The 26,037-nt window shown below is 49.6% G+C and carries 19 protein-coding genes; 4 read left to right on the top strand and 15 right to left on the bottom strand.

What is annotated here, in order from left to right; genetic code table 11:
* Position 1: 1 nt before the first annotated feature.
* The gene (locus IEY24_RS12795; RefSeq protein ID WP_188932619.1) at positions 2–394 is read left to right on the top strand and encodes a hypothetical protein; all 393 of its coding nucleotides are present in this window, start codon (positions 2–4) and stop codon (positions 392–394) included.
* Between the two features lie 69 nt (positions 395–463).
* Here IEY24_RS12795 and IEY24_RS12800 read toward each other — a convergent pair whose 3' ends face one another.
* Positions 464–910 (bottom strand): GNAT family N-acetyltransferase, encoded by a 447-nt coding sequence (locus IEY24_RS12800; protein WP_188932623.1) that lies wholly within the window; start codon positions 908–910, stop codon positions 464–466.
* A 185-nt stretch (positions 911–1,095) separates the two neighbouring features.
* Between IEY24_RS12800 and IEY24_RS12805 the strand changes: the two genes are divergently transcribed.
* The gene (locus IEY24_RS12805; protein ID WP_188932625.1) at positions 1,096–2,478 is read left to right on the top strand and encodes a thioredoxin domain-containing protein; all 1,383 of its coding nucleotides are present in this window, start codon (positions 1,096–1,098) and stop codon (positions 2,476–2,478) included.
* Between the two features lie 23 nt (positions 2,479–2,501).
* Here the strand turns inward: IEY24_RS12805 and IEY24_RS12810 are convergent, their stop codons facing one another.
* Positions 2,502–3,860: an acyl-CoA dehydrogenase family protein gene (locus IEY24_RS12810; RefSeq protein WP_188932627.1), complete on the bottom strand. Its 1,359-nt coding sequence runs from the start codon at positions 3,858–3,860 to the stop codon at positions 2,502–2,504.
* Positions 3,861–3,982: 122 nt separating this feature from the next.
* Here IEY24_RS12810 and IEY24_RS12815 point away from each other — a divergent pair, with 122 nt between their 5' ends.
* Positions 3,983–4,189, top strand: a complete 207-nt coding sequence (locus IEY24_RS12815; protein ID WP_188932630.1) for a hypothetical protein — start codon at positions 3,983–3,985, stop codon at positions 4,187–4,189.
* A gap of 7 nt (positions 4,190–4,196) precedes the next feature.
* Here the strand turns inward: IEY24_RS12815 and IEY24_RS12820 are convergent, their stop codons facing one another.
* Genes IEY24_RS12820 through IEY24_RS12830 form a run of 3 tightly spaced genes read right to left on the bottom strand, consistent with a single transcriptional unit; the run spans position 4,197 to position 6,811 of the window.
* The gene (locus IEY24_RS12820) at positions 4,197–5,945 is read right to left on the bottom strand and encodes a glycoside hydrolase family 9 protein (protein WP_188932632.1); all 1,749 of its coding nucleotides are present in this window, start codon (positions 5,943–5,945) and stop codon (positions 4,197–4,199) included.
* Between the two features lie 21 nt (positions 5,946–5,966).
* A complete protein-coding gene (locus IEY24_RS12825; protein ID WP_188932634.1) occupies positions 5,967–6,353 on the bottom strand; it encodes a winged helix-turn-helix transcriptional regulator in 387 nt (128 codons plus the stop codon).
* A 44-nt stretch (positions 6,354–6,397) separates the two neighbouring features.
* Positions 6,398–6,811: a Dabb family protein gene (locus tag IEY24_RS12830; protein ID WP_188932636.1), complete on the bottom strand. Its 414-nt coding sequence runs from the start codon at positions 6,809–6,811 to the stop codon at positions 6,398–6,400.
* A 207-nt stretch (positions 6,812–7,018) separates the two neighbouring features.
* Here IEY24_RS12830 and IEY24_RS12835 point away from each other — a divergent pair, with 207 nt between their 5' ends.
* The gene (locus tag IEY24_RS12835; RefSeq protein ID WP_188932638.1) at positions 7,019–7,462 is read left to right on the top strand and encodes a cupin domain-containing protein; all 444 of its coding nucleotides are present in this window, start codon (positions 7,019–7,021) and stop codon (positions 7,460–7,462) included.
* A gap of 205 nt (positions 7,463–7,667) precedes the next feature.
* On the opposite strand, the gene IEY24_RS12840 is transcribed toward IEY24_RS12835, so the two are convergent.
* The 10 genes from IEY24_RS12840 to IEY24_RS12885 all read right to left on the bottom strand — a co-directional run bounded on the left by IEY24_RS12840 (position 7,668) and on the right by IEY24_RS12885 (position 26,031).
* Positions 7,668–8,690: a DUF6807 domain-containing protein gene (locus IEY24_RS12840; RefSeq protein WP_188935160.1), complete on the bottom strand. Its 1,023-nt coding sequence runs from the start codon at positions 8,688–8,690 to the stop codon at positions 7,668–7,670.
* A gap of 40 nt (positions 8,691–8,730) precedes the next feature.
* The gene (locus IEY24_RS12845; RefSeq protein WP_188932640.1) at positions 8,731–10,071 is read right to left on the bottom strand and encodes a Gfo/Idh/MocA family oxidoreductase; all 1,341 of its coding nucleotides are present in this window, start codon (positions 10,069–10,071) and stop codon (positions 8,731–8,733) included.
* Between the two features lie 125 nt (positions 10,072–10,196).
* Positions 10,197–11,564 carry a 3-keto-disaccharide hydrolase gene (locus IEY24_RS12850; protein WP_188932642.1) on the bottom strand — a complete coding sequence of 456 codons (1,368 nt, stop codon included), beginning with the start codon at positions 11,562–11,564 and terminating at the stop codon, positions 10,197–10,199.
* Positions 11,565–11,680: 116 nt separating this feature from the next.
* Positions 11,681–12,577, bottom strand: a complete 897-nt coding sequence (locus IEY24_RS12855; RefSeq protein ID WP_188932644.1) for a sugar phosphate isomerase/epimerase family protein — start codon at positions 12,575–12,577, stop codon at positions 11,681–11,683.
* 87 nt (positions 12,578–12,664) lie between these two features.
* Positions 12,665–14,491: a RagB/SusD family nutrient uptake outer membrane protein gene (locus tag IEY24_RS12860; protein WP_188932646.1), complete on the bottom strand. Its 1,827-nt coding sequence runs from the start codon at positions 14,489–14,491 to the stop codon at positions 12,665–12,667.
* A gap of 27 nt (positions 14,492–14,518) precedes the next feature.
* A complete protein-coding gene (locus tag IEY24_RS12865; RefSeq protein WP_188932649.1) occupies positions 14,519–17,716 on the bottom strand; it encodes a SusC/RagA family TonB-linked outer membrane protein in 3,198 nt (1,065 codons plus the stop codon).
* A gap of 211 nt (positions 17,717–17,927) precedes the next feature.
* Positions 17,928–19,595 (bottom strand): RagB/SusD family nutrient uptake outer membrane protein, encoded by a 1,668-nt coding sequence (locus IEY24_RS12870; protein WP_188932650.1) that lies wholly within the window; start codon positions 19,593–19,595, stop codon positions 17,928–17,930.
* 37 nt (positions 19,596–19,632) lie between these two features.
* Positions 19,633–22,686, bottom strand: coding sequence for a SusC/RagA family TonB-linked outer membrane protein (locus IEY24_RS12875; RefSeq protein ID WP_188935161.1), 3,054 nt, complete (start codon positions 22,684–22,686; stop codon positions 19,633–19,635).
* Between the two features lie 571 nt (positions 22,687–23,257).
* Complete coding sequence (locus IEY24_RS12880; RefSeq protein WP_188932652.1) at positions 23,258–24,223, bottom strand: DUF1735 domain-containing protein; 966 nt, start codon at positions 24,221–24,223, stop codon at positions 23,258–23,260.
* Positions 24,224–24,234: 11 nt separating this feature from the next.
* Positions 24,235–26,031, bottom strand: a complete 1,797-nt coding sequence (locus tag IEY24_RS12885; RefSeq protein ID WP_188932654.1) for a RagB/SusD family nutrient uptake outer membrane protein — start codon at positions 26,029–26,031, stop codon at positions 24,235–24,237.
* Between the last annotated feature and the right edge of the window lie 6 nt (positions 26,032–26,037).

Genomic DNA, 26,037 nt, shown 5'->3' on the forward strand with positions numbered 1-26,037 from the left:
TATGAAAAAGATACTTTTTGCCGCAGTGGTTCTCGCATTAGGATTCACCAATGCTTCCGCCCAATATGGTCCGCGTTACGATCGTGACGGCTACCACGACGGTTACAGTCGTGAAAGAATGTCGGACATCAACAGACTTCAAAGAGAAGCACGACAAAATATAGCCAATGGTGTACAATGGGGCACGCTCACTTCCCGTGAGGCCAACATGCTCATGAACCGTTACGAGAACATCCAGGACAAAGAACGGCATTTCGCCCGTCGGGGCCACCTGTCGAACCGTGAGGAAAGAATACTTCGCAACGACCTGCACGAGCTGATGTCGGATACCCGCCGCCTCAGCCGCGACCGTGATCGCTGGTCACGCGATGGTCGTCACAGAGGCCGATTCTAAGATATTGAAGGTTATAGTTGAAGGTTTAGGGTAATGCAAAAAGCACCGGGACGTTGGCCCGGTGCTTTTTTATTCGTTTTTGAAATACCTTACCAGTTTCACATGCGATTTTTCGAACCCTTCGCGCTGGTAGAACCTGTGCGCCTGCTCACGTGTAGCGCGCGAAGTGACCTCCATTTGAATAGCCCCCTCCTTTTTCGCGAATGCGGTAACATGCTCCATTAATACATTTCCAACTTTTTGCGAGCGGTACTCGGGCTCTACATACATTTCCTGTATTTCTGAAACCAACGCGGCATGATGCAGCAGCGGCTGAATATGACAGCTCACCATGCCAATCGGCTTCCCCTCGTGTTCGGCAAGGAAATAGGTAATGTTCGGGCTTGCCATGTTACGGTTGAAGGCCGCATCGAATCCCAGCCGGTCGAGGATCATGTTTTCGAGGCTGCATATCATTTGATAAATGACCTCACGATCGGCCAGGGATGCGCGACGGATAATTACTGGTGCCTGCACGTGGATAACGGGTTGAGTTGAGCGGCGCAAATTACGCCGGGCGACGGGCAAAGGCAAGTGTATGGGTTATTTGACTGGTCATATTAGCGGCCCTCGATCATTTGCCCGATCCTGATATTTATATTATTTTAATATTCGGTTACAAAATTTAAATTAGATTTGAAAAAACATCAATCCAGATAACTATGAGGCAAATTGTGCTGGCATTTGCGCTGATCATTTCTTTTCAAAGCCACGGTCAAATTACATTCATCGACAGTAATACTTCGTGGAGCCAGCTTTCAAAACAAGCAAAAGAACAGGACAAGCTTGTTTTTATTCACTTTGAAAACAGCGAATGCGTTCAATGCAACGAGGTCGCTTCCATGGGTTTTGGTAAGGAAATTCTTAAAAAGACATTTGACGAAGAATTTATCGCTATCCGCTGCAATGTAGGCACTGCCAACGGGCGAAATCTTGCACAAAAATTTAGGATTATGAGCTCGCTAATGTCGCTGTATGTGGATTCGGACGGCAACATACTGCATGTAAATAATGGTTCCACCGGCGATTCCTATACCTATCTGAATGGCGCCAAACTTGCACTCGACCGGAAAGGTAAAAAGCAGTTGCCCGATTATGAAAGAGAATACAAAGCGGGCGTCCGTGCTTCGGCATTTATGAGGGAATATATGGTTAAAAAGCAGGAATCGTCTATGGCGATCGATGATTTGCTCGACGAATATGTCTCCTCGCTGCCCACCGATTCACTTAGTAATTTCCAGACTGTCAAAGGCATATTTGAGTTTTTTCCTGCTGTAAACAGTCTAGCCTATCAAACCATAAAAACCAAAACCCCGAAATCAATAACCGACAGCATATTCAACTCTGCCAAACCCAACGACCGCAAAGCAATGAATGAGGGTATCATTGAAAATTCTTTCCGGATTGCGGTGCAGAAGCGGGACAATGAAATGGCTCAACAAATCGCTGAGTTTGCGAGGGAATCACAAGGCAAAGACCGGTCGAAAGGTGAAATCGATTCTGCGAAATGGATGACTAAATATTACCACCGAACCGGCGACACGCGAAAGTATTTTGAAAGCGCTATAAAGCTCGTTGAAACCAAATACATGCCACTAACCATCGATTCGCTCGACGCAATGGACGACGCTGCATTTAAGGCGCAGCAGCACTTTTTCATATCCAAACGTGGCAAGTCGGACCGCGGCGCAGTGGTAAGATCCATGGCAATCGCGCCGCCTTCTCAGTTCATTTATCTCGAGATGAATGAACATGCCTATCAATTTTACGAATTAACACGAGACAAAGAATTGCTTGAAAAAGCATTGGCGTGGTCGAAAAGATCGATGGATTTATCAAACGAAAAAAGGAAAAACGGCCATACTCCATATCGGTTAGGCGACCCGAACTTTATTGACACTTACGCACACATCCTTTACAAACTGGGCAGAAAAGACGAGGCCATCGAGTGGCAAACCAAAGCCGTGGAAGCACAGAAAGTTTCCGGTATGGCCTATGAGTCCTTTGAAATACGCCTCAACAAAATGAAAGAGGGCAAATTGTAGGGCACGTGTACCTGTTTTTCACACTACACAAACGCACTTTCACCCGTAATAGCCCGCCCGACGATCAGCGAATTGATTTCTTTCGTGCCTTCGTAGGAATAAATGGCTTCGGCATCCGCTACGAAACGGGCAATGTCATATTCGAGTAATATACCGTTGCCCCCGAAAAGCTCGCGCGCATGATCGACGATCGAGCGCATGCGCAGGGTGCAGAACACTTTGGCGAGCGAAGCATGTTCATCGGCCAGATCGCCCGCGTCCTGTAATTGGGATAACCTGTAAACCATCGTTTGCATGGCGGTAAGGTCGCCCAGCATCGTTACCAACAGGTCTTGTACTAATTGAAAACCGGCAATCGGGCGTCCGAACTGTTTTCTTTCCATCGTATATTTCAAGGCCAGCTCATACGCGCCGCGCCCACATCCTACCGCCTGCCAAGCTACGCCCGCACGCGTCATCCGCAGAACGTTGGCGGTATCCTTGAAAGAATTCGCATTTTGAAGGCGGTCGGCCTCCGGTACCCGGCAATCCGTCAGGGTGATCAATGCATTCTGCACCGTGCGCAGCGCCATTTTATCCTCCATTTTCTCCGCTTTGAAACCCGAATTTTGCTTCCTAACGATAAAGCCTTTCACTTGGTTGTCGTCCAGATTCCGCGCCCAGATAATTGTAATATCCGAGAAGGTGGCATTACCGATCCATTTCTTCTGACCGTTGATCACCCATTCGTCTCCTTCCCGTTTGCAGGTGGTGGTGAGTCCGCCCGCAACGCCCGAGCCAACTTCCGGCTCGGTAAGCCCGAACGCACCGATCAGCTCCATACGTTGCATTACAGGTAACCATTGCTGTTTCTGTTCCTCCGACCCACAGAGATAGATAGAGCCCATCGCCAGGCCGCTGTGGACACCGAAGAATGTTGAGACAGAAGAATCGATACGTGCCATTTCCATCGCTATGAACCCTTCCAGCAATGCCGAACGTCCGGCGCAACCATATCCGTGGTAAGTAAGGCCGCAGATATTCAGCTTGGCCATCAACGGAATGATATGCATCGGAAACTGTGCATTGTTCCAGTAGTAGTTAGCGATCGGCTTGATTTCCGTTTCCATGAACTCCCGCACTTTGAGCTGTATTTCGCGTTCCTCCGGGCCGAGGGTCGATGTTAGTTCATAGAAATCTCCATTCACAACCGGCGGTGCTTTCTTCTTGCCTGAACCAGCCTGCATGAATTTCAGCATTTTACCAAGGTCCTCTTCACTCATTTTGGAAACGATACCCATCAGCTGGTTGAGATCAACTTTCCGGGACAACCTGGCAACGGCTTCGATATCGATGGATTGCAGGAGGTTGCGTATTTGTGAAATGGATTTGAAAAGGTTCATACCGTTTGCTGGATTGTGATTTGATAAAGAGTCGGCCCATGACGGGGTTCTACTGCACCAATCTAAAAAAGTAGAGCTGCCGGGAATGAAATTTGCAGGTATCGACCTAAACCTGAAAATCCATGAAAACACAACTCAATAATGTGGAAGGCGGCTCACCAAGCCAGGGCGGACCGAAAAGCAAATCGAAACAAAAAGATGATAGCCGGAAACCTTCCGGAGTCCTCAAACAGGAATCCATCGAGAAATCCGAAAAGGTTAACATGACCCAGAAGAAGGGCTACAACGAGACGCCGGAAACTGTTCCGGTGAAGGGCAAAAAGGCCTGATCGTACTTTATTTCATAGATGCTTCCAATGCGGCTGCCAGGTACACAAAAGGTGCATTCCAGTTGATGGCGATCTCATTGGAAGCGTAAGAGCATTCATTGTCGGTAAATGATTCGTCCGCAAACTTGTTGGGATAACCGGCGCATTTGTCCTGCTGCCCGGGGTTGGGCCCGCCGGAAAGCAAGCCGGGAATCGGGTCTACGATTCCATCGGCAATGGAGAGTCGCTGGTGTGGGTGCATTACCCTCTTAGATCCCGAACCTGTCAGGAAACAATAGCCTGTCGCATTGCGGCCGAGCAGGTAATCGAGGTTGCCGAGCGCTGCGTTAATATATTTCTGGTCTTTGGTCAATCGGTGGGCTTTCAGCAATGCAATACCCTGATTTGCAGCAACCGAGCTGCTACCCCAGGCATAGTCCTTTGCAATTTTGCCCATCACCGTGTTATAAGGCTGTTTTTCCAGATCGACGAGAAGCTGATCGGAATAATTCAAGACACTTTTCCGCAAAAGGCCAGACTGCTCAGCAGGCAACTTTAATTTTTTAGCGGAGCGAAGCAATGTATAGTAACCCAATGTTTTCACCTGACTCCAGGTAGGCAGCGCCATTGGTTGCTGTAATTCCAGGTCGATATCTTTGATATACTCCGGCTTGCCTGTGCTCGCATACATTTCACAGGCGGCCCAAATCCATTCGTCTTTTACCGAACGGTCACCATAGGCTCCCGTAACCACATCCGGATCGAACTGCTTGTTCATTGCATCCTGATTGTACATCACCGCCGGATGCTTTTCAGCCCATCGCCAACCCTTCACTGCGGCAGTGGTGCATGAATCGGACAGGCCGGGAAATTTATTGTTGAAATTTTTGAATATACGTGAAGCCTGCGCCATTACTGCCACCAGATCGAGCGTCGCTGCGGTGCCTTTCTGCACCACATAACGGGGATTTTTCGCAGCAACAGGCATTATCATTCCGTCAAAGCGAGGGTTGGTGAGCTTGTGATACACGCCTCCATCGACCGGGTCCTGCATCGTAAGCATCCAGCGTAGGTTCCAAACCACCTCGTCCAGCAAATCGGGAACACCATTGTCGCTCTCCGGGATATTCGTATTGAAATCTTCGAAATAAAGGGGATAATCCTCGTACAACGACAGCAGGGTACCCATGGTAATGCCCGAATTGACAATGTATTTATTATAGTCTCCGGCGTCGTACCAGCCCCGGGTGGAAGCTATCAAGGTATTTTCGGGCCGTCCATCCGAAACTGCCGAAGCGTGGACCAGCACTTTGTTGTCGGGATGGCCGGCTAGCCTCGCCCACTTTCCAGCATACTTTTCGGGGAGATCAATGGAAGCGCGCTGATAGTAGAAGCCTTTCAGGGCAGCCTTCGCTACATCCCTATGGACTTGCTTACCGATATTTAACCTGGCCGATCTCCCCAATCCCGCTATTTCAATAACATAGGAACCGGGCTTCCTAAGACCACTAAAATCAGCAAGGCGGGTGTGCTTCCCTGAATGCTGACTGGTACGAACATTGCCCAGCTTGCCTTTTAAAACCGTTTTCCCGGTTTTGGCGTCTTTCACTTCAAATGCATCGGCTTCATCCGACACAACAACAGCCACTTTCGGCGCTGCCGGGTAAAACCCGATCTGATTCAATCGTATGGCGTCCGAATGCTGCTGCGCCCGCACGGGCGAGAAATACAAACCAAAGGCCGCGAGCGACACGGCCACATGCAGGAATAACTTCATGTATTCTTTTAAATGTTTACCTCAATCCTGCAATTCTTTTACAGGATGTTCAATGTTGGTGCCAGTGATCACCAGGCGATGATACTCGCCCCACCGGCGGAGTTCCTCAATCAGCGGTTCAAGCGAATGGGCATGTCCCGTGCGCTCGTACTCGATTATCGGTGGAAACGAATCGTATACTTTTCGCTCCACCAGCAGGTTCATTTCCAATTCTTTCAGCTCCTTCGACAGCATCCGCGGCGTAATGTTCGGAATAGCATTCTGTAATTCCATAAACCGCTTGTGCCCGAGGCTCATCGCGATGAGGATCGAAATTTTCCATTTCCCGCTGATCACATCCAGTGCATCCCGCACCGGCAATATCATTTCCCGGCATTCCGGGTGATTTTCCTTGAAATTCTCTTTCATATTGTCACTCCTTCAAAACATAAACGATGTCCGTCAAAGGCATTTTAGCCGACGTTCTTCGGCCCCACGGCGTCGTAAACCACTACTTTTTCCCACAGATGGGAATATTGCTCAATGAATTCGAGATGGATCGGGTGCGTCTGGTAGATTTCTTCCTCAATGATATTTTTGAAAAAACACATCCAGGAAATCGTGTAATCTTTGACGATCACTGAGCGATTGGTAACCGCCGGCTTTCCGATATGTACATACTGTATCGTCGGAACCTTGGCCAGCTTGTGCAATCCTTCCAGTAACTGTGCCTCATGCTGGGCATTGTTAGGTTCTTTGAGGTAAAAGAAAACATGGTGGATAAACAGCTCCTTCACTCTTTCCGGCCCGGCGGTAATACCAGAAACAGAGGCGAATGAAGCCAATCCCGCATTTTGCAGGAACGTTCTTCTTGATTGTTCTTCCATGAATTGAGAGCAAAAACAGACAACGGAGGTTTTTCCGCATTTCAACTTCAAGGATAACGCTTATTTACCCATTATCAAAATAGTTAACATGTCCTAAAATCCATCTTGAACTAATCTAATAAAAGTTAAAATTATTTACACATTTCAGTTCAGGTAAACCATTTAAGTAAGAGTCTTTCTACTTGAAACTATTCCATTTGACCTATTATGAAAATCACAAAACGAGACCTTGTCGTCGCCTCAATATCTGTTTGCTGCACATTGAGTTGCATCGTTGCACGCCCTACGGCCAGTATGCTCGAATCATCAATTTTCGACTGGAACAACATCGCCGTCAGGGCGACGGCCACCGGATCCGTAAGAACCTTTTTTCGTTCTCAAACAGCTACGACAGACGAACTCGAATGCCACGTAACGACATTGAACCCCGGAGAAGCATCGCATCCGCCTCACAAACATCCGGAAGAAGAACTGATTATTGTTAAGGAAGGCACCGTAGAGGCGCTCGTAAACGGAGATAAAAAGAAGGTAGGGCCCGGCTCCGTCATTTTCCAGGCGTCCGATCAAATGCACTCGATACGCAACGCGGGCAAAACACCAGCGACTTACCATGTGATCAGTTGGCATTCGCCCGGGACGATGGTGAAGTAGTTATTTCTTTTTGAAGAGGTGCTCGGAGACGGGCTGTTTTTCGAGAAGCCAAATACGCCATTCGTACTTCTGCTGGAAAAGCGATAAGCCAATTCATCAAGCTGGTCATACTCATAACGTTCAAGATTCATACCGACAGATTTCAGGGTAAAAAAATAGCCAGCGAAAAGTCGCTGGCTACCCTTTCAATCTGCTATGATACAAACTATTCCGTCTTCGCGTACGCAGCTGCGAGGTCGTTCAGGGTTGCATCTTTCAAATGCTCTGACGCAATTACCAGGCGGTAACGGAACGTCGTCGATTCACCTTTTTTCAGTTTGAAATTGAGTGTTTCCTTTCCGTCACTGAGTGCTTTCATTCCCAGCGGATTCACGGCGAACAGTCCGTAACCTCTCGCATGCCAGTAAGCCGGGTAACCGACGTTCTTAGGATGGTCGATCATCGCGACGCTGATGTTTTCGTCCTTGATCTTGCCCGTGAGGTTACACCAGATCGCACGTTTGCCCCAAACTGTTTCACCTTCTATCCCATTGCTGTTGCGGTAGTTGCCGGTAATGCCCTCATTGTTCAATGCAGGTACTTTGGTAGCAATACCGCTCGCGTCGGTGAAGATTTCAGGCTTGTTCGAAGGCAGTTCGAGCTCGCGCGCTACGCGGATAGCGTACATCCCATCTTTCACGTCGGGCATGCTCACTTCCGGTAAAACAGCTGTCAACGTCGTCGAACGGTCGATAATGCGGGTTTCGCCTTTGCCGCTGAAAGTGTATTTGGTTACTTCTTTCAGGGTTAGCGTACCGTCTTTATCCACCCAGTCGGCGGTTACGGTGAGCTCACCTTTGTCTTTTCCGCTTTTTACGGAAGTAATGCCGGTATGGATAATCGTTCCGTAAGCACGTTTTTCGTGGTTCACGGCATCGGAATTGTTCCAATAGTCGTTCCCGTTCACATCTTCATAGTTGAGCCAGATACCCACGTGGTGCGGGTGATCTACGCGCTCGCCTGCACGAGGGTCCAGTGGCCAGCCACGGGTGATCACCGTGCCCCTGGCCGTCGCTACCGGGTACAGGACGGCCTTTTTCAGCGTTTTTTCGCCGGGGTAATAGTAAGCCGTAAATGGATTCCCGTCGATTTTCACTTCCACTTTTTTGTCCTTGTCATTCCGGACGAGATCAACCTTCTGCGCAAAAGCACTGCCAGTGCCTACAAATGCGGCAGCTGTCAATACCAAAGCAGTATGTTTTAAATTCACTGTCTGATCTTTTAAAATGTTAGCTAAGCACGATTTCCTTTTTCTTCGGATCCCAGTTCACACGTTTTCCGGTATGCAACGCCTGGGTAGCCATAATGTTCGCTACCGAGTGGTTGAAACCTACGCGGGCAGGTGCATTCGTTTCCTTGCGGCTGCGGATACACTCCATCCAGTTGCGCATGTGCAGCGACGTCATCGGATCGGCACCGGTGTTGGCGTCGGTCGCGATTTTATCGCCGGTTTTCAGGGACATTTCAGGAAGCAAGTTTGCCTGCAAGCCCATTCCTTTCGCATCTTTTTCCTTTAAGCCGCCTTCGGAAGTGATCTTGTTCGTGTCGAGGTTGATCATCCCGCCATTTGAGTAGTAGTATTCCTTCACGCCGCCTGCTTCGTTGTTGAAACGGGAAGAGTAGATCACCTGGAAACCTTTGCTCTTGTCGTCCACGGGACCGTACTCGAATGCCGCACTGAAAGTATCGACATTGGTGCGGCCGTCTTTCCAGGTGTAGATACCACCGTTGGCAACCACATTACGCGGCGCGTCAAGGCCTGAGAACCAGTGTACGGTGTCGATCTGGTGGGCCATCCATTGTCCCGGAATACCCGATGAATATGGGTAGAATAACCGGAATTCAAGGTAGTAGCGTGGGTTCCATCCTACTTTCGGACGGTTCATCAGGAAGCGGTCCCAGTCGGTATCCTCTTTGCGGATTTGTGAAACGAGCTCCTTCCGTCTCCAACGGCCTGGCTGGTTCACATTCCAGGTCATTTCAACCGTAGTAATATCCCCGAATTTACCCGATTTGATATATTCGTAAGCCGCCCAATAGTTGGGAGCACTGCGGCGCTGCGAACCTACCTGTACAATCTGTTTGGAACCTTCCACCGCTTTCAAAGCTACTTTTGCATCTTCAAGGGTTTCCGCAAACGGTTTTTCAACGTACACGTCACGCCCCGATTTTACAGCTTCCGCGCAATGCAAAGCATGCTGAAAATCGGCGGTACTGATGATCACCGCGTCCACATCCTTGCGTGCGAGCAGCTCTTCGTTGTTTCTTGCCTTTACAAATTCACTGGCTGCATAGGGTTTCCCCTTCATGAATGCCTCCGCTTCGTCGCGGCGACGGTTCCACAGGTCGGAAACGCCCATAAACTCAAAGTTCAGTTCCTTGGCGTGATCCGAGAAGGAAGGTGCCAGCGAGCTGCGGAAACGGTCCGAGAAACCGATGATACCTACCCTGACGCGATCATTAGCTCCCACGATACGGCGGTAGCTGGCCGCACTGAAAGCATTGGTGCCTACTGCGACACCCGCAGAAGCCAGTGCTGCATTTTTAAGAAAATCCCTTCTACTGGTCATGATATTGGATTTGAATAATGTTGACTTTTTGACTGCTTTTGAGGCCGATTTACGGGCAATCGTTTCTAAATGTCGAACGCCCGTCTATCTACTGTATTTTTTTACGCTTTTTCCGCCGATTCGGGCTATTTGATTTCCTTCACTTTCAAACTGCGGAAAAACACATTATCCCCGTGATCCTGCAACAGCAGGTTACCCTGTTGCGACAAGCCGAAACCCTCGAATTTCGCAAATTTCGACCCTGCCACGAATTCTTTAAACTGCGGGGAGCCACGCACATATTCCACTACTTTATAGCCGTTCAGAAAATGCTGCACGGTGCCATCTTTCTGCACGACAATACGGCCCTGGTTCCATTCGCCGATTTTTTTAACTGCATTCCTCGGCCGATCCGCCGGGATCACGTCGTAAAACGAAGCAATGGTACGGTTGCCATTTTTGCCGAGTTTCGCATCCGGGTGACGCTCGTCGTCGAGCACCTGATATTCGCAGCCGATACCCGATTTGCCATTGGAATTGAATTTCTGGTCTACAAAATATTTCACGCCGCTGTTGGCACCTTCGGTAAGCTTAAATTCAAATTCATATTCGAATGCGGGGCCATAGAGCTTGCGGGTAACAATATCGTTACCGGTTTCGGAGCCGTCCGACTTGGAAATCTGAATGGTACCGTCCTGATAGTTCCATCTTTTGGCAGGAAAATCGGTGCCACCGTAAGAACGCCACTGGTCCACCGATTTACCATCATACAGTAATGAATAGCCCTGTGCTTTTTCCGAAGCGTCGAGGTTGTTGGGGATCAGGTTCACAATGCGCACGCTCGTCGCCGGGCTCGGTTTAAGCTTAGTAGTTTTGATACGCACATTCTTCCAGCTCACCTGCGTGCCTTCCATTTCCTTGCTACCGATCGCGTGCACTTGCAGACAAATGAAACCCGAGGGTGTCATATCGTCGATTACATGTGCAACCGGAACACCATTCAGGAAAGTGCGTATCGAATTGCCGATCGCTTCGATGCGGTACTTGTTCCATGCGTCTCTTTTAAATGCTTTTTTGCCTTCCGGGTTCAAATCGAGCGGGTAAAGCCAACCGCGGCGTGCTTCGTCGTAAATCCCTGCTGAATATGCGCGGTCGCTCGGGTCGATCTCGACCTGGTAGCCATGCACGCGGCCATTCATGTATTCGGGTTTGGACAGGCTGCGGATCTGAATACCGGAGTTCAGTTTATTATCGACCTTTACATCCAGTTCCAGGATAAAATCGCCGTAATCTTTTTCGGTCGTCAGGAATGAGTTAGGTGTACCCATCACGGAAGTCCCCACGATAGCCCCATCTTTTACTTCATATTTGGCCTGGCCATTAAGCTGTTTCCAGCCGGTAAGGTCCTTGCCATTGAAGAGGTCCTGCCAGCCGTCTTTCGACTTCTGTGCTTGAAGCGGCGCGGTAAAGAGGAACGCGGCCATTGCGACCAGCGGTAATCGAAATTTTCTCATTGTGTTGAATAAAGATGATGAATAACTGAAAAATGCGAAAGGGCATCCTATCTAATATCAGCTATTGCCATAATAACGAAATATTAATAAGAATACCCTTACAAATCCAGTTGAGGCTACACCGGATATTTTAAAACCTCGGTGATGTACTTTTTATTGATTTCGGCACAGATCAATGGCGATTTCTCGGGATCGGGGACGCCGTCGAGTTCTACCACCGCCCATCCTTTGAACCTGATCTTGTCCAATGCCTTGAAAACCGCCGGCACATCCACCCTGCCCTGCCCCAGTTCCACAAATTTGTAACCGCTTTTGGTATCCGCCGGTTTGGTATCTTTCAAATGCAGTGAATGCAGAATGTCCTTGTATTTAACGATCGCCTCATGTGGCTCGCCTCCGCCCTGCTTGTAATGTGCAATGTCAAGCAGCAGTTTAATGTACCGCGGGTCCATTGCCTGTACGATCACGTCTACCTCCTCGGGCGTCTCACCGAGTTGGTTCATATGGTTGTGATAAACCACCTGCACACCCTGATCGGCCGTTTGCTTACCAATCTCGTTCATTACCTGCGCCAGCTTTTTCAGCTCTTCCACGGATGGTGCACGGTCTTTCGGGCGTAAACTATTGGTAAGCTGCATGGCGTTACCCCCCAGTGCTTTCACAAAACTCGCGTGCGCAACGTGCGTGTCCACGGTACTTTCAAATTTTGCAGGATCTATTTCTACATTCCCGCTCGAAAACATGCAGAGCGTCAAATTGTTCTTCAATAATGCATCTTTCAGTTCGGAAGGCTTATTGCGGTAAGGACCAAAGGTATTGGCCCGCAGTTGAATGCCTTTGAAGCCCAGCCCGGTCAGATCGGCCATGGCCTGTTCGTCCTTTCCGCCCCAGGTAATGGCCGAATAGCCGATTTTTATATCTCCTTTCTTTACTGCGGCTTCCAGCCAACCGGCGCCTGCGGCAGTAGCGGCCACAGCGACTGAAGTGTTTTGTAGAAAATTCCGTCTGTTCATTTCAGGTTTAGATTAATGTAAAATCTATAACTCCCAGACGATATAAAACAACAATGACCCGCTATCTACGGGCCATTGCGTGTAAATTTATTTCGGGATTTCCGTTAGCGGCGGTACATTTCGCTCATAGCCCGCATATCCCTTGTTCTGATTGATCCTCGCCTGTGTGTTCCCATCGATCGCCGATTGCGGAATAGGCCACAAAACATGGTACGGGCTCATGGTGTATTCGTCGGCGTGGCGCGTTTTTACACCTTTGTTATAAAAATCATTTTTCTCCATCACCCTGTCATAGAAGTAATTATCATCGGAAAACTTATCAAGACTGTATGTCTTGCCGTTGGGCGCCGGCTTTCCGGTTTGAGCAAAAATATAGGCAATGCGGGTCAGCTCGGTCTTACGAGGCTCTTCAAAATAAAGTTCACGCGCGCGCTCGTCGAGGATGGTGCCAATATTGATTTTACCGGCAGCAAGCGGCGCGCAATTGGCGCGGGTGCGGACAGCATTGACATCATCGGCGGCTTTGGCCAGATCACTTTTCCACGCGTAGGCTTCCGCACGCAGGAGGTAGGTTTCGGCCAACCTGAAAACATACCAATCCGAGTTCCCGCCCTGAGGTTGTACGCGCAACGGATCTTCAACGAAGAGCTTATAGTTCGGCCAGTCGAACCAGCAGCGTATGGTATCGATCGTCAGAACAACCCCTTCTGCGTTTTTGAGTTGCAGGTTTTTACCATAGTAGCTATCATCGCCTTTCAATGCAGGATTGTTGTACAAAATATCCTCCATGCGTGTCCAGTTGCCGGGCGCGTGGCGCAGGTCGTTTTTATCATCCCAGATCTGGTTCTGTGCGTAATCGGTTGGGCGCAAACGTCCGATCCCGCGGCCATACTTCACAACCTGGTCGATCTCAATCCCATAAGTGTCGATCGTGCCCCGTTTTCCATTCGGCGTGTTGATATTGTTGAACCAAAGCGGCACACAGTTCCGCATGATGAGCATCCCACCGTCGACATTGCCTTCGATATTCAGCCGGTCGATAACCAGCATTAACCCTTCGGTATTAGCCGCGATTGCCTTGTTCTGCGGCCGGTGCAAATCCCATACCACATTCCGGCTGGCGTCATTGGCATTCACGCCGAAACGAGAGGTCATCAGCTTGTGTGTACCGCCCTCAATCACATTTGTTGCCGATTTGATCGCATCGTCAAACAATCCCAACGCGAGGTTGACCTTTGTAAGCAAATGACTTACCGAACCTTTGTTCACCATTCCCTTGTCCGTCACGACAGGCACCCATTGCTCGGCAAATTCGAGGTCTTCCTTCATCTTTTTAAGGATTACTTCGCGTTTTGTAGTCTGAAAATCAAGTTTCGGGCCGTTGATTTCATTCAAAATTAATGGAACATCTCCAAACTGCTGCGTCAGCCGATAATAGCGTGCCGCACGATGGAAGTAAGCTGCGCCCAGCACTTCGTTCCTTTCCTGCTCATTTTTATAAGTAGGCAAATCAATACGGGAAATGGCTGTATTGGCATATTTAATACCCTTGTAGCCTTCCAGCCAATACCAGCCGATTCGGTTATAATCGATATGGTTCAATTGGGCATCGGGTGTGATGAGCAGATTCAGGTTCTGTGCCGGCCCCGATTTATCGGTCGTCCCCTCCACGGCAATGTCGGAAAAGACCGATTCGGTAATCATCGGCATCGCGTCTCCATACCATTCCAGTCGTAGATTGCGCTCACACGCAACGAGTGTTGCTTTCAACCCGGCTAGGTCTTTAAAGGTCAGGTCGGGTTCGTAAAATGAAAGTGGTTCGGGTTTCAACCACGTTTCCTTGCAGGAGGTAATCGCCCCCACTGTGCCGAGCAGACCCAATGCGAGTATATATTTTAATGTTTGGTTAAACATGATCCTTACAGTTTTGTGTGATAGTGATTACAAGGTGATATCCAGCCCGATCGTGTAAATCCGTGGGCTCGGTACCGATGTGGCTATGCTGGCATTCGTAGCGCCGTTTGTCCCGTTCTCTGGATCCCAATAGTTCCATTGCGGTGCCCAGAAGCCGATATTGCGGACATTACCATAGATCCGCAGGTTTTGCACGGCCACTTTTTGTGAAACGGCCTTGGGTACCGTGTAAGCCACCGACAAGTTTTCGAATCGCACGAAAGATTTGCTTCTGTAAACTGCATACCCCGTCGCCGACCCTTCGCTGGAATAGAGCCTCGCCCATTCATTCGAGCGGTTTCCTTCGGTCCAGTAAGGAAACACATACGAACTGGTGCGATCCACGAAACCGTCGCGATTCTTCATCTGGTTAAATGTCGCTTTCTGTCCCCAGTAGGAGTAGATCATGAACGATACGTCCAGGCCCTTAAAGAGTTTGAACTCATTCCGCAAAGTCCATCTGAAACGTGGTGAAGTGTATCCGAGAAACTCCTTGTCGTCATTGGTGAACTTGCCATCATTATTCACATCTTTCAATTTAAAATCACCCGGTTTGACACCGTACTTCGCAGCTTCGGCTTCCTCTTCTTTCTGCCAGACGCCCAGGATCCGGTAGTTCCATATTTCGTCGAGCGCATGACCGATAAACCATCGGTTGGTTACATCGTCGGCCTCTTTACGGCCTGTCACCTTACCTGAGCCGTCTTTGATATCGACATAGTTGCCATACAAATGCACGATTTTATTGCGGTTCATCTGGAAGTTGAATGTACTGCGCCACGTGAAGTTTTCGCGGCGCATATTGTTGGAATTCAAACTGATTTCGAGTCCCTTGTTCTGCACTTCGCCGAGGTTGTCCCAAACGTTGTCAAAACCCAGCACATTCGGAAGCGCGCGTTTCACCAGCAAATCCTTTGTCGTCGATTTGTAAAATTCAATACTGCCGTCCACCACATTGTTGAATAATCCAAAGTCAAGACCGACATTCAGCGCATTTGTTTTCTCCCATTTCAAATTCGGATTTGCCATACGGCTCACGTACAGCTGGCTTACCTGATACACGGTGCCGTCGGGTTTCACATGCAGGTATTTGCCGCTTGCAAGATCGGCCAGGGCGTCGTAGCGTGGGATATCGCGATTACCGTTGTTACCATACGAAACCCGTAACTTTCCATAATTCAGCCACTTGGAACTCAGAAAGCTTTCATCGGTAAACACCCAGCCCAATGCCGCCGATGAAAACACAGCCCGCGGGTTCTTCTGCCCGAAAGCGGAATAACCATCCCGCCGGCTCGATAGCGTGAGCATGTATTTGTCCTTGAATGAATAGAACAACCGGGCCATTAATGCGTCGGCGGTGCTGGTCTGGTCGTCGGTGTAGACCACCGGCAACCCGCCTGCCTGGATATTGTGGTAACCCAAAACGTCCGTAGGCGCGAAGCCCTTGTTAGAAATGCTGTCACGCCAGCTTTTAAAGCGTTCGGCATTGGCCAGGAAGGTGAGGTCAATCTGATGTTTTCCGGCAATGGTTTTGTTCCATTTCAGAATGTTATCGACCTGCCAGTTGAAAACAGTCGAATCCTTGCGTGAGGCCCGGCCGCCCTCAGCAGCCCATTCGGCGTGCTTGGCAGATTCGGCATTATAGCGGTGTGTATAGTCGAAACGGGGCGTAAAATTGATTTGATAAGTAAACCCAAGAGGCAAACTGACCTTGGCAAAAAGAACGGAATTCAATGTCTGGGCTCCCTGATCCCGTTTGATGAATTGGCGGGCATAATAGGGATGGTTACCACCGCTGGCTTCGCCGTTGGGCCGCCAGGCGTAGTTGCCGTTCGCATCGAACTCCGAGCCCCAGGGCGAAATGGTCCGCGCCAAATCGTAGTTTACCGGCACCTGGCTTTCATCTCGTCGGGCAAACTGCGTGTTCATGCCTACCGACAAATACTTGTTCACTTTACCTTCAAGATTCAGACGCGCGCGGACGGTGCTGTATTTGTCGCCTACCACGATCCCTTCGTTATTGAGGTATCCCAAAGACATATAATAGGAAATGCGGTCGTTACGCCCCGAAAGGCTTACCGTATGATCTTGCCTGAAACCTTTCTGGAATACTTTGGAATACCAATCCACACTCTTGCCGTCCTTGTAATTCTGAATCTCGGCGGGCTGCATACCCAGGCGTTGGAGCCAGACGGTCGTCGGGTCGCCCTTGGAACCGTCGAAGGCCAGCCACTGGTCAAGGGTTACGCCGGTAGGAAGGTGGTTGGGGTCGGCAAAGCGAGCAGGGTCGGCGGTGGCATTAATGTTTCGCATTACCTCTTGCCGCCAGCTGATGAAACCTTGCGGGCTGAGTACCGGCTGGTTTCTGGCCACTTCTGCCAAGCCGAAGTTACTGTTGATGTTGATAACCGGCTTACCTTCCTTACCTTTTTTAGTGGTAATCAAAATGACGCCGCTCGCTGCTTTGGCGCCGAAAACGGCCGACGAACTCGCGTCTTTTAGCACATCGATCGTCTCGATATCATTGGGATTGATATCTTCCATCCCGCCATAGTAGATCGTACCGTCGAGTACGATCAATGGGCTGGAACCTGCATTGATCGAGTTCTGCCCCCGCACAGAAACACTTCCCCCGCCCTTTGCGGAGGCTGAAAAACCGACATTCATTCCCGGCACGTTGCCGCGCAGCACATCTTGTACCGACTGAGGGTTTTCATTTTCTAGCCGGGTCGCATTCACCTGTGATACCGCGCCGGTGAGGTCACGTTTCTTTTGGGTTCCGTAGCCGACAACTACTACTTCATTGAGCGTTTTCAAGTCGGTTACAAGCAAAATATCGACTATACTCGCATTACCCATTTGCTGCTCCTGCGTGACATACCCGACGGCCGAAAATACCAGCACCCCTGTATCTCCGGGAATCTCGATGGTGAACTTGCCCTCCGCATTGGTTGTCGTACCCTGGTTTGTTCCTTTGACAACCACCGTTACACCCGGAACAGGCGTATTTCCGTCTTTGGCCAGTACGGTGCCGGTAATAGTTCTGTCGGCTTGCATTACATGGCCAACCCTTGCGAGCGGACTCGCGACGACACTGGCGGGCACCGGCGGGTGCAGGCATATCGCACATATGCATACCCCGCTCATGCGCCGCAAAGAGGTAAAAAGTCCTTTTGTGATGTGCATAGGTTAGTGAATTAAGATGATGTTTTAGGTGAAATATAACACCCTGACGCCACCCATTCCAGCCTGTCTACGCTCACAAGTAGTCCTAATTTTTAACCGGATAGTACCAATGATTCACCGGCAATATTTTTTTATTTTCCCCTCTCCTAAAACAAAAAAGGATGGCTGCACATGGCAACCATCCTCTTGATTTTATTACTCCGGGAACCGATCAGTACCCTGGGTTCTGCGGGAATACCGATTTACCATCGGATGTTTTCGCACTGCGGTCGATCTGTGTTTGAGGGATAGGTCTCACCACATGATGCGCCGCGATAGCCGAAGCCTGTGGGTTGTATTTTTTAACCCTTTCCACGAGGAGGCCCCAGCGTTTCAGGTCCAGCCAGCGGGTTTGCTCGCCGGCCAGCTCCCTTGCACGTTCCTCAATAATCGTCTCCATCGTAAGGTCTTTCGCGTCAATGAGCATTTTGTCCTTTTTACCAGGCCAGCCCGCACGGTATCTCACCATATTAATGGCTTCGGCAGCACCGGCTTTATCGCCCGATTGAAACAGCGCTTCTGCAAGCATCAGGTAGACATCCGCCAGACGCACCACGTAATAATCGCGGCTGCCCGGTTCGTAAGTCATATCAGGACGTTTTGAATCGAAAAACTTCTGCAAGGTCGGGAACAAAGCTTCCGAATACTTGCTAGGCACGAGTACCTGGTATTTTTTCGTCGCACGCACCTCTTTCGTCATTTCGTAACCTGGAATGAAGATGGCCGTATCGCCCGCCGCAAACGTCACTTTTGTTTTGGAATCATCAAACGAAGCCGCGTTATAAGTACCCGGGTTGTTGGAAAGCCACGTATCGCGGAATGTCTTTTTGTAACGCGAGTCGTTGACACGTTCAGCGAAAACGGTGTTGATCAGGTACTCGGTCGGTCTCAAGCGTTTGAAAGGCCGTCCCCAATAAGTATCCCGTTTCATACCCGGTTGTACGTCGTACTGCATCCCGAAATAGAGGTGCAAACTGTTACCGGTACCGTTCGTCAATGCATCGCTGGTGTATTGCACGGCAAAAACTACCTCGGAGTGGTTCTGGTTGTTTTCATCGAACACAGCCGAGAAATCGTCTAGCAACTTATAGCCATATTTGGTTGAAACTTCTTTCAGAAGATCGGCTGCTTTGGTGAAATCGTCCGCTGCTTTTTGAGTTGAATATCCTTTTGCCAGGTACACTTTCGCCAGCAACGCCTGCGCGTGAGGCTTGGTAGCGCGGCCGTAGTCGCTCGACTGTGCCTTTGCTTCAAGATCGGTAACCGCCTCGCTCAGGTCTTTGATGATCGCCGTGTACATTTCGGCATCGGTCGCACGTTTGGTTTCTTTGGTTGGTGTCAAAGTCTCGTTAAAGTAAAGGTCTACGCCACCGTACTGCTGATGCAGGAGATAGTAGTAATGACCACGCAAAAACTTGGCTTCTGCAATGCGCAGCTTTTTGACATTATCGGCAATACCCGTCACATTCGGTGCCCGCTCGATTACCGCATTACAGGTATTGATACCCCGATAGAGCTCGTCCCATGTTGTTGCCAGATAATCCACGGTCGGGTTCAGCTGGCCATCATAAAAATGGAAACCCTTGTAACCGCCATCTGCACCGGTAGCGTAAATATCAGTACCATATTCGGTTAGGGTCAAGCCCTGTTGGGTCGCATAGTAGAAGCGGAGCGATGAATAAGCTGCTTTCACGCCGTCTTCAAAACCTTTGGCGGTGTTCATGTAGTCGGTACCAACCCCCGAGATGATCTTTTCGTCCAGCACATCCTTGCACCCCTGCCCCGCGAGCATCAGCGCCGCCATGCCGTACACCACAATCGATTTTCTTATATTTTTCATTTGTCAGTATCTTTTAAAAAATTTCAAAACCAAGCCATTAGAATTTCGCGTTCAAGCCGAATGTGATCACCATCGTAGCTGGGGTTATACCTGTACCACCCGCTGCAAGGCCGGTAGTTTCTGGGTCAACACCGTTGTATTTGCTCCGGTATTTCGCCCAGATGAAAGGCTGCTGGATGCTCGAATACAAGCGCAATGATTCCATTCCCAGCTTTTTAGACAGTTCCGGTGTGAATGTGTAACCCACGTTCACGTTTCTCAGCTTCACAAATGTTCCGTCAAAATAAGTAAGCGTGCTTCCGTAAACCGGGAACTCCTGGTTGCTTTTCGGACGTGGGAACTCGTTGGTAGGGTTGTTTGGCGTCCAGTAATCTACTTTCATCTGCTGATAGCGGCCTGCCAATGCGTTGTTGTTTCTGTGGAACTCGCTGCGAATCAGGTTACCTACGCGGGCAAAGAAGAAGAATGAAAGGTCGAAGCCTTTGTAGCTGAGACGGTTGGTGATTCCACCGCTGAAATCAGGCACATCGGAACCGATGATCTCGCGGTCGTCCGCATTGATTTTTCCATCTCCGTTGTTATCCTTGATTTTGATCTGCCCCACTTCGCTGGCGAATGATTTCGCAGCATCAGCCTCATTGGTTTGCCAAATACCCACTTTTCTGTAATCGTACACCGTGCTAAGCGGGCGTCCGATAAACCAGCCGTTACCCAGGTCATCCACTTTTCCATTGTAGAGCGACAGGATAGCTTCTGTATTTTTGGTGAACGTGAAATCAGTGGTCCATTTGAAACCGCCGGCTGTGTTGACATTATTAGTAGTCAAACTCAACTCGATACCACGGTTGCGGGTTTCACCCACATTGCGGGTAACGGCCGCATAGCCCCTGGATCCAGGCAGCTGATCAGACAGCAGCAAATCAGTGGTATTGGTTTGATAAAATTCCAAAGAACCCTGAATCTTTCCACGGATAAAGCTGAAATCTAACCCTACGTTGGAAGTAGCGGACGATTCCCAACGCAAATCAGGGTTTCCAATCCTGTCGCCACGATAACCATAAGCCGGCGTCGTGTTCCATGCGTAGCTTGTACGTCCCAAAAACGCCTGTGTCTGATAAGGAGCCAAACCGGTATTACCCACTTTACCCCAGCCGGCGCGGATTTTAAGCAGGTCGATCCAGCTAACGCTTTTCAGAAAGTTTTCATTGGCCACGTTCCAACCTAACGCGATACCGGGGAAGTTACCGTACTTGCTGTTTTCCCCGAAACGGCTTGAACCATCACGACGCATCGTCACTGTTACCAGGTATTTGTCATTATAGTCGTAGTTCACACGAGCCATGTACGAGTTGATCTGCCATGGAATGTAGCCGCTTGTAGGAGAGAATATGGTCGTTGCCGCTCCGAGATTGTAAAACGATTGTGTCTCCACCGGAACACCCTGAACGCTCGCACCATAAATTTCTGCACGATCTTTCTGGAAGGAATGTAGTAATGTCACATTCAAATTATGCTTTCCTCCAAAGGTCTTACTATAATTGATAATATTCTCCAAAGTCCAATTGAAGGCGAACCCTTGCCATACTTTTGCCTGGGAATCTCCTCCTTTTCGAGCGTTCGTTTGGGAGCCAATAAACCGTCCATAACGGCTGAGGGTAAAATCAGGACCAAAGTTGACACGGTATTTTAACCCGGGCAGAATACTGAACTCTGTGTAAATGCTGTTGAAAATACGGTAACGTTTGAGCTCGGCAACCTGCGCGCCCGGAACCAGTTCCGCAAGCGGGTTGGTCAGCAACGCATCATTGGTAGGTGAAAAAATCAGCTTTCCATTATCGTCATAAGGTACGGCCAACGGATTTTGGTTAATCGTCATTCCGTAAGTGTTCAGGGAGTCACCGTTGCGGATGCTGTTCATCATATAGGACGACAAACCTACCTTCAACCATTTATTTACCTGATGATCAATGTTCGAACGCAGCGAAAGACGGGTAAAATTCGCTTCTTTTACTACACCCTTGTCGCGGAAAAAACCTCCCGAAATGTAAAACTGTGTGCGGTCGTTTCCGCCCTGGACACCCACCGAATGATTCTGCATCACGCCCGTTTTCACAATCAGGTCCTGCCAGTCGGTGCTGGTGCCGTTCGCGATACCTTTCGCAACATTGGGATCACCACCAAGGACAGCCACTTTGGCGTCGGCCTCTGCATTGATCACACCAGTGGGGATCGCGTTGCCGGCTGCATCTTTATACCCACCCGTGGCACGATAAGCCTCACGCACAAATTCCGCAAATTCGGGCCCACTGAATAACTCCACTTTATCGAGCGCTTTGGAAACACCTACATAACCGTCGTAGCTGATCGTCGTTTTACCTTTCGGGGCACCTCGCTTGGTCGTAACGAGCACAACCCCGTTGGCACCGCGCGAACCGTAGATCGCCGTAGCGGTAGCATCCTTCAAAACCTCCATCGACTGGATGTCGTTGGGGTTCATATCTTCATAACCGGCTGCCAACGGGATACCGTCCACTACATATAGCGGATCGTTACCTGCATTGAACGACCGACGGCCGCGGATCAGGATCTTCGGCACCGTTCCCGGCTTGGAGCCCGATTGCGTCACGTCTACCCCTGCGGCACGGCCCTGTAAGGCCTGCCCCAGGTTGGTAATAGGCATTTCATTAATTTCTTTCGAACCGACCGAAGAAATTGCGCCGGTCAGCTGGCTTTTCTTTTGCGTACCATAACCTACAACCACAACCTCCGTCAGTATTTTCTGATCGCTGGCGAGCACTATATCCACCACACTTTTATTACCAACAGCCACTTCCTGCGTCACGAAACCTACTGCTGAAAACACGAGGACCGCGTTATCTTCCGGAATGCTCATCTTGAAAGCGCCGTCGGCATCGGTATTGGTACCACTTTTGCTTCCTTTCAGTACTACCGAAACACCGGGAACCGGAAGGTTATCTTCCACTGAAGTCACCTTTCCTGAAACTGTCCTGTCGATAACCCTGATGGTCGGGTTTGAAGGCCTCATTGCATAGACCTGCCCTGTAAAACCCGTCATCACCGCACCAGCCATTGCCCAACGCATCATACAGTGGCTAATACTTGTAAAGTTTCTTTTCATACGCATTGATTGTTTAACCATTAATAGTTCACCATAAACTGTCAATTCTGACGACCACTTGATAGATCTCCCCTTACAAATAATTATATTTTTCCCATCAATAGTTATAATACACACGCAGTTACTTGGCGCAGATTTGTAACCAATCTGTTGAAATATTTTATCTGGAAAGAGGTTCAGGGATGATAAGTATTTTTGATTTCCTGTAGTATGCCTTTTTGAACAATTCCAATAAGCATATTTATTGTACTTATTATACCATTTGAAAATCAATTTGAGAATAGAGATTCGGGGAGAAAATTGAAAACGATCCGCGAAGTTTATTTATGCAATCGTTATCGGGAACGTTGCCAAAATAGACTCGTTCCAATATTTTATTATAAGATATTTACACAAAGAAATACAAAAATGCCATATCCACTAGGCAGGCACTCTCCGAATATTGTATTTAAACAATATTAAGTAAGAGCTATTCCCAGCAGATATGGCAAGGCAGGTTATTGATGAAGCAGTAATCTGACACTTATTTATAATGGTCCGGATTCTCGTCCTGCCACTCGTTGACACCGTCGCGGATACGGTTCCGGAAGGTCAGCGTGTCCTGGGCAAAAGAGGTTGTACCATCCTCATTTTCATATTTATAGCTTAAAAATAACTTACGATCCTGCAACAGTTTGGGCCGATTGAAAGTGCTGGGACCATCGGGTTTTACCTGGATCGCGGAGCCGTCGGCTTTGCTGATCCTGACGGCATTTCCATCGAGCGTAATCTTGAATGAGCCTTCCTGATCGCTGATCTTGTTGGTTACGAGTGCATCTGGAGCTACTGTTTTTAGCTTGAAAACCTTGGCTTCCGGCGACGGAATCGTGGTGTAGTACTTCACCGTTTTCACCACCTTGCCCGTAGCGTCCTTTACCGTCGTAACGCCACCGTGCCAGTAGTTCCCAAAAAGCATGTTCTCGTATTTGAGCGCCACCACAGCCGAGCGCTTCGCGTTAATGACCGAATCGGCGTCGGCGGAAGTGATGTAGAACGGTATGGCATATCCGGCGCGGATCGTGGCGGCGTCTTTCAGGAACCGCGCCGAATCGGCTTTGATCACCACGGCGCCCATGTGCGTACCGGCCTTGATCACCATCCTGGAATTGTCCGAGATGGTGAAATAGTCGGTCGGCAGCGGTTTGAGCGTATCGACGCCATTTACTGCCTCACGGATGTAGCCTGCACCGGCTTTCATCGCCTCCAATGCATCGCGATTGATCAGTGCGTCATCCAATTGGAAGCCTACGATGCGGTCCTGCCGGTTCTCGCGGACACCCGCGAGCGCAGCCCCTACCTCGATGCTCATCCCCTCACCCACCACGAAGGTCCGCACGTTGGTCTGGTACATAAAATACACCGAGGTATAGTCGAAATCCTTGATGTAGTCGTCATAGCAGGCGCTCAGGCCCATTGTCAGCCCAAGGGCCAAAGCAATTCTCTTTTTCATAGCATTCATGTTTATTTCCAGGCTTCCCAGCCATCGTTCTGTACCAGATTAGACATTCTCAGCATTTCGTCGTAGGGAATCGGCAGAAATGGCGAGGCGTACGACCGCGATTCCACTACTTTGTCGAGCTCGTATTGAAAACTACCGTCTGCATTACGGGTAATTTTCGCCATTCTTACCGGCTTGTTCAGGTCGGCGAGGTTGGTAGTCCAGCGTCGCAGATCGAAGAAGCGCTGGCCTTCGAAGCACATTTCGAGCCTTCTTTCATTTTTGATAAATTCGTTAAAGGCTGCCTTTCCCTTGCCGGCCACCTCGGTGAAATATGGGTCTGTGTCAAAGCCTTTTCCGCCGTCCGTATTTTCCTTTTTACGAAGATATTCCATCGCCTCTTTGGCCGACATACCATATTTACCTCCATCGGGGCCCTCCACCTGGTTGGCAGCCTCCGCGAACGTAAGCAGCATTTGCTCCCATCGTATAAAGAATTTCGAGTGCGGCTGACGGTTAATGGAGTTGTCCGACCAGTTGAGTCCCATAAACACCATTTTCTTGATGTGATAATTGGTACGGCTGTTCACCGCGGGCCCGGCGGCATCCTTTGCATTCTGCCAGTTTTCGAAGGTATACATCGTCTTGTCGCTGTTGATTTTCATGGCCTTCGCATTATTATGGAAGATCGTCGCATAAAAGCGAGGATCGCGGTCGGCATAAGGGTTGGCCGGGTCGTACTTGCTGCGCGGGTCGGTAATAGGATAACCATTCTTCATAGGGAACGCATCCACCAGGTCCTGCGTAGCCCCTACCGAGCCGGTTCCCTGAAAGCCGCCCGGATAGAACATCCGCTCCATCGCGTCGTTCGCATTGTTGTAGCGCGACGACCAGACAATGCCCGGAAAGTTGGGATCGAACCAGTTGACGGCCTTCTTCACATTGAAACCATTGGTAACGGCATCGGTCTTCATTTTAAAATCGATCACCTCCTTCGCATTCTGTGCAGCGAGGTCCCAGCGGCTCACATCGTTCGATGGATTGAAGCGCGGGCTGGCCCAGGTGAGGTACACCAACGCTTTGATTGCCCTGGTGGTGATGCCATCCATGCGTCCCCAGTACCGACCGCCGGCATATGCCCGATCGTTGACGTTCTTGACGAGAAAATCGCGGTGCGCGACAGGCAGGTATTTATAAGCCGAGTCACAATCGGCGACGATCTGTTTCACGCATTCGTTGTAGGTGTTCCGTTTGAGATTTGTTTCCGCTTTCACATCGAGTGGCTCCAGCACGATCGGAAAGCCAAGCAGCTGTCCGCCGGCCATTCCGCCGAATTTTTGCAGCAAATCCCATTGGAACCACGCCCGCAGCGCATAAGCTTCGCCCTGCAAACGGTTTTTGACCAGACTATCCAGGTGTTTATCCACCAGGAAACGGGTGTTGTAACCGCGGCGGTCTTTCAAAAACAGGTTTACGAGGTATATCGACCGGTAGTTTCGGTCCCAATAGGTACGGAAAGGGTCCTGGCTGGTGGGCAATGAGCCCAGGGCAAGGCGCGTCAATGCGTGCGTAGTGCTGGTAATGACCACGTCGTCGGTAGCGCCGTCGAGGTACACACCCTCGTTGTCGTTGTAATTACGGGGCATCACGTCGTAGCATTGCCCCACGAGGCCCTGCACCATGTCCTGGTATTTCCAGATGTCGTCGGTGGTCCTGTTACCGTTCGGGTAAGGTTCGAGGTAATCGACGCAGGAGGCCAATGCAAATGCGGCAAGCGCCAGCGACAGGATGTTTTTGATATAAAATGATTTCAAATGCATAGCTCT

The organism is Dyadobacter endophyticus (assembly GCF_014641595.1).
Taxonomy (GTDB): domain Bacteria; phylum Bacteroidota; class Bacteroidia; order Cytophagales; family Spirosomataceae; genus Dyadobacter; species Dyadobacter endophyticus.

Coding starts and splice junctions, on each gene's coding strand:
- IEY24_RS12850 (WP_188932642.1), bottom strand. CDS start 11,564: ATGAGAAAATTTCGATTACCGCTGGTCGCAATGGCCGCGTTCCTCTTT.
- IEY24_RS12865 (WP_188932649.1), bottom strand. CDS start 17,716: ATGCACATCACAAAAGGACTTTTTACCTCTTTGCGGCGCATGAGCGGG.
- IEY24_RS12845 (WP_188932640.1), bottom strand. CDS start 10,071: ATGACCAGTAGAAGGGATTTTCTTAAAAATGCAGCACTGGCTTCTGCG.
- IEY24_RS12860 (WP_188932646.1), bottom strand. CDS start 14,491: ATGTTTAACCAAACATTAAAATATATACTCGCATTGGGTCTGCTCGGC.
- IEY24_RS12805 (WP_188932625.1), top strand. CDS start 1,096: ATGAGGCAAATTGTGCTGGCATTTGCGCTGATCATTTCTTTTCAAAGC.
- IEY24_RS12815 (WP_188932630.1), top strand. CDS start 3,983: ATGAAAACACAACTCAATAATGTGGAAGGCGGCTCACCAAGCCAGGGC.
- IEY24_RS12870 (WP_188932650.1), bottom strand. CDS start 19,595: ATGAAAAATATAAGAAAATCGATTGTGGTGTACGGCATGGCGGCGCTG.
- IEY24_RS12795 (WP_188932619.1), top strand. CDS start 2: ATGAAAAAGATACTTTTTGCCGCAGTGGTTCTCGCATTAGGATTCACC.
- IEY24_RS12880 (WP_188932652.1), bottom strand. CDS start 24,223: ATGAAAAAGAGAATTGCTTTGGCCCTTGGGCTGACAATGGGCCTGAGC.
- IEY24_RS12885 (WP_188932654.1), bottom strand. CDS start 26,031: ATGCATTTGAAATCATTTTATATCAAAAACATCCTGTCGCTGGCGCTT.
- IEY24_RS12855 (WP_188932644.1), bottom strand. CDS start 12,577: ATGAACAGACGGAATTTTCTACAAAACACTTCAGTCGCTGTGGCCGCT.
- IEY24_RS12875 (WP_188935161.1), bottom strand. CDS start 22,686: ATGGCTGGTGCGGTGATGACGGGTTTTACAGGGCAGGTCTATGCAATG.
- IEY24_RS12810 (WP_188932627.1), bottom strand. CDS start 3,860: ATGAACCTTTTCAAATCCATTTCACAAATACGCAACCTCCTGCAATCC.
- IEY24_RS12835 (WP_188932638.1), top strand. CDS start 7,019: ATGAAAATCACAAAACGAGACCTTGTCGTCGCCTCAATATCTGTTTGC.
- IEY24_RS12830 (WP_188932636.1), bottom strand. CDS start 6,811: ATGGAAGAACAATCAAGAAGAACGTTCCTGCAAAATGCGGGATTGGCT.
- IEY24_RS12820 (WP_188932632.1), bottom strand. CDS start 5,945: ATGAAGTTATTCCTGCATGTGGCCGTGTCGCTCGCGGCCTTTGGTTTG.
- IEY24_RS12825 (WP_188932634.1), bottom strand. CDS start 6,353: ATGAAAGAGAATTTCAAGGAAAATCACCCGGAATGCCGGGAAATGATA.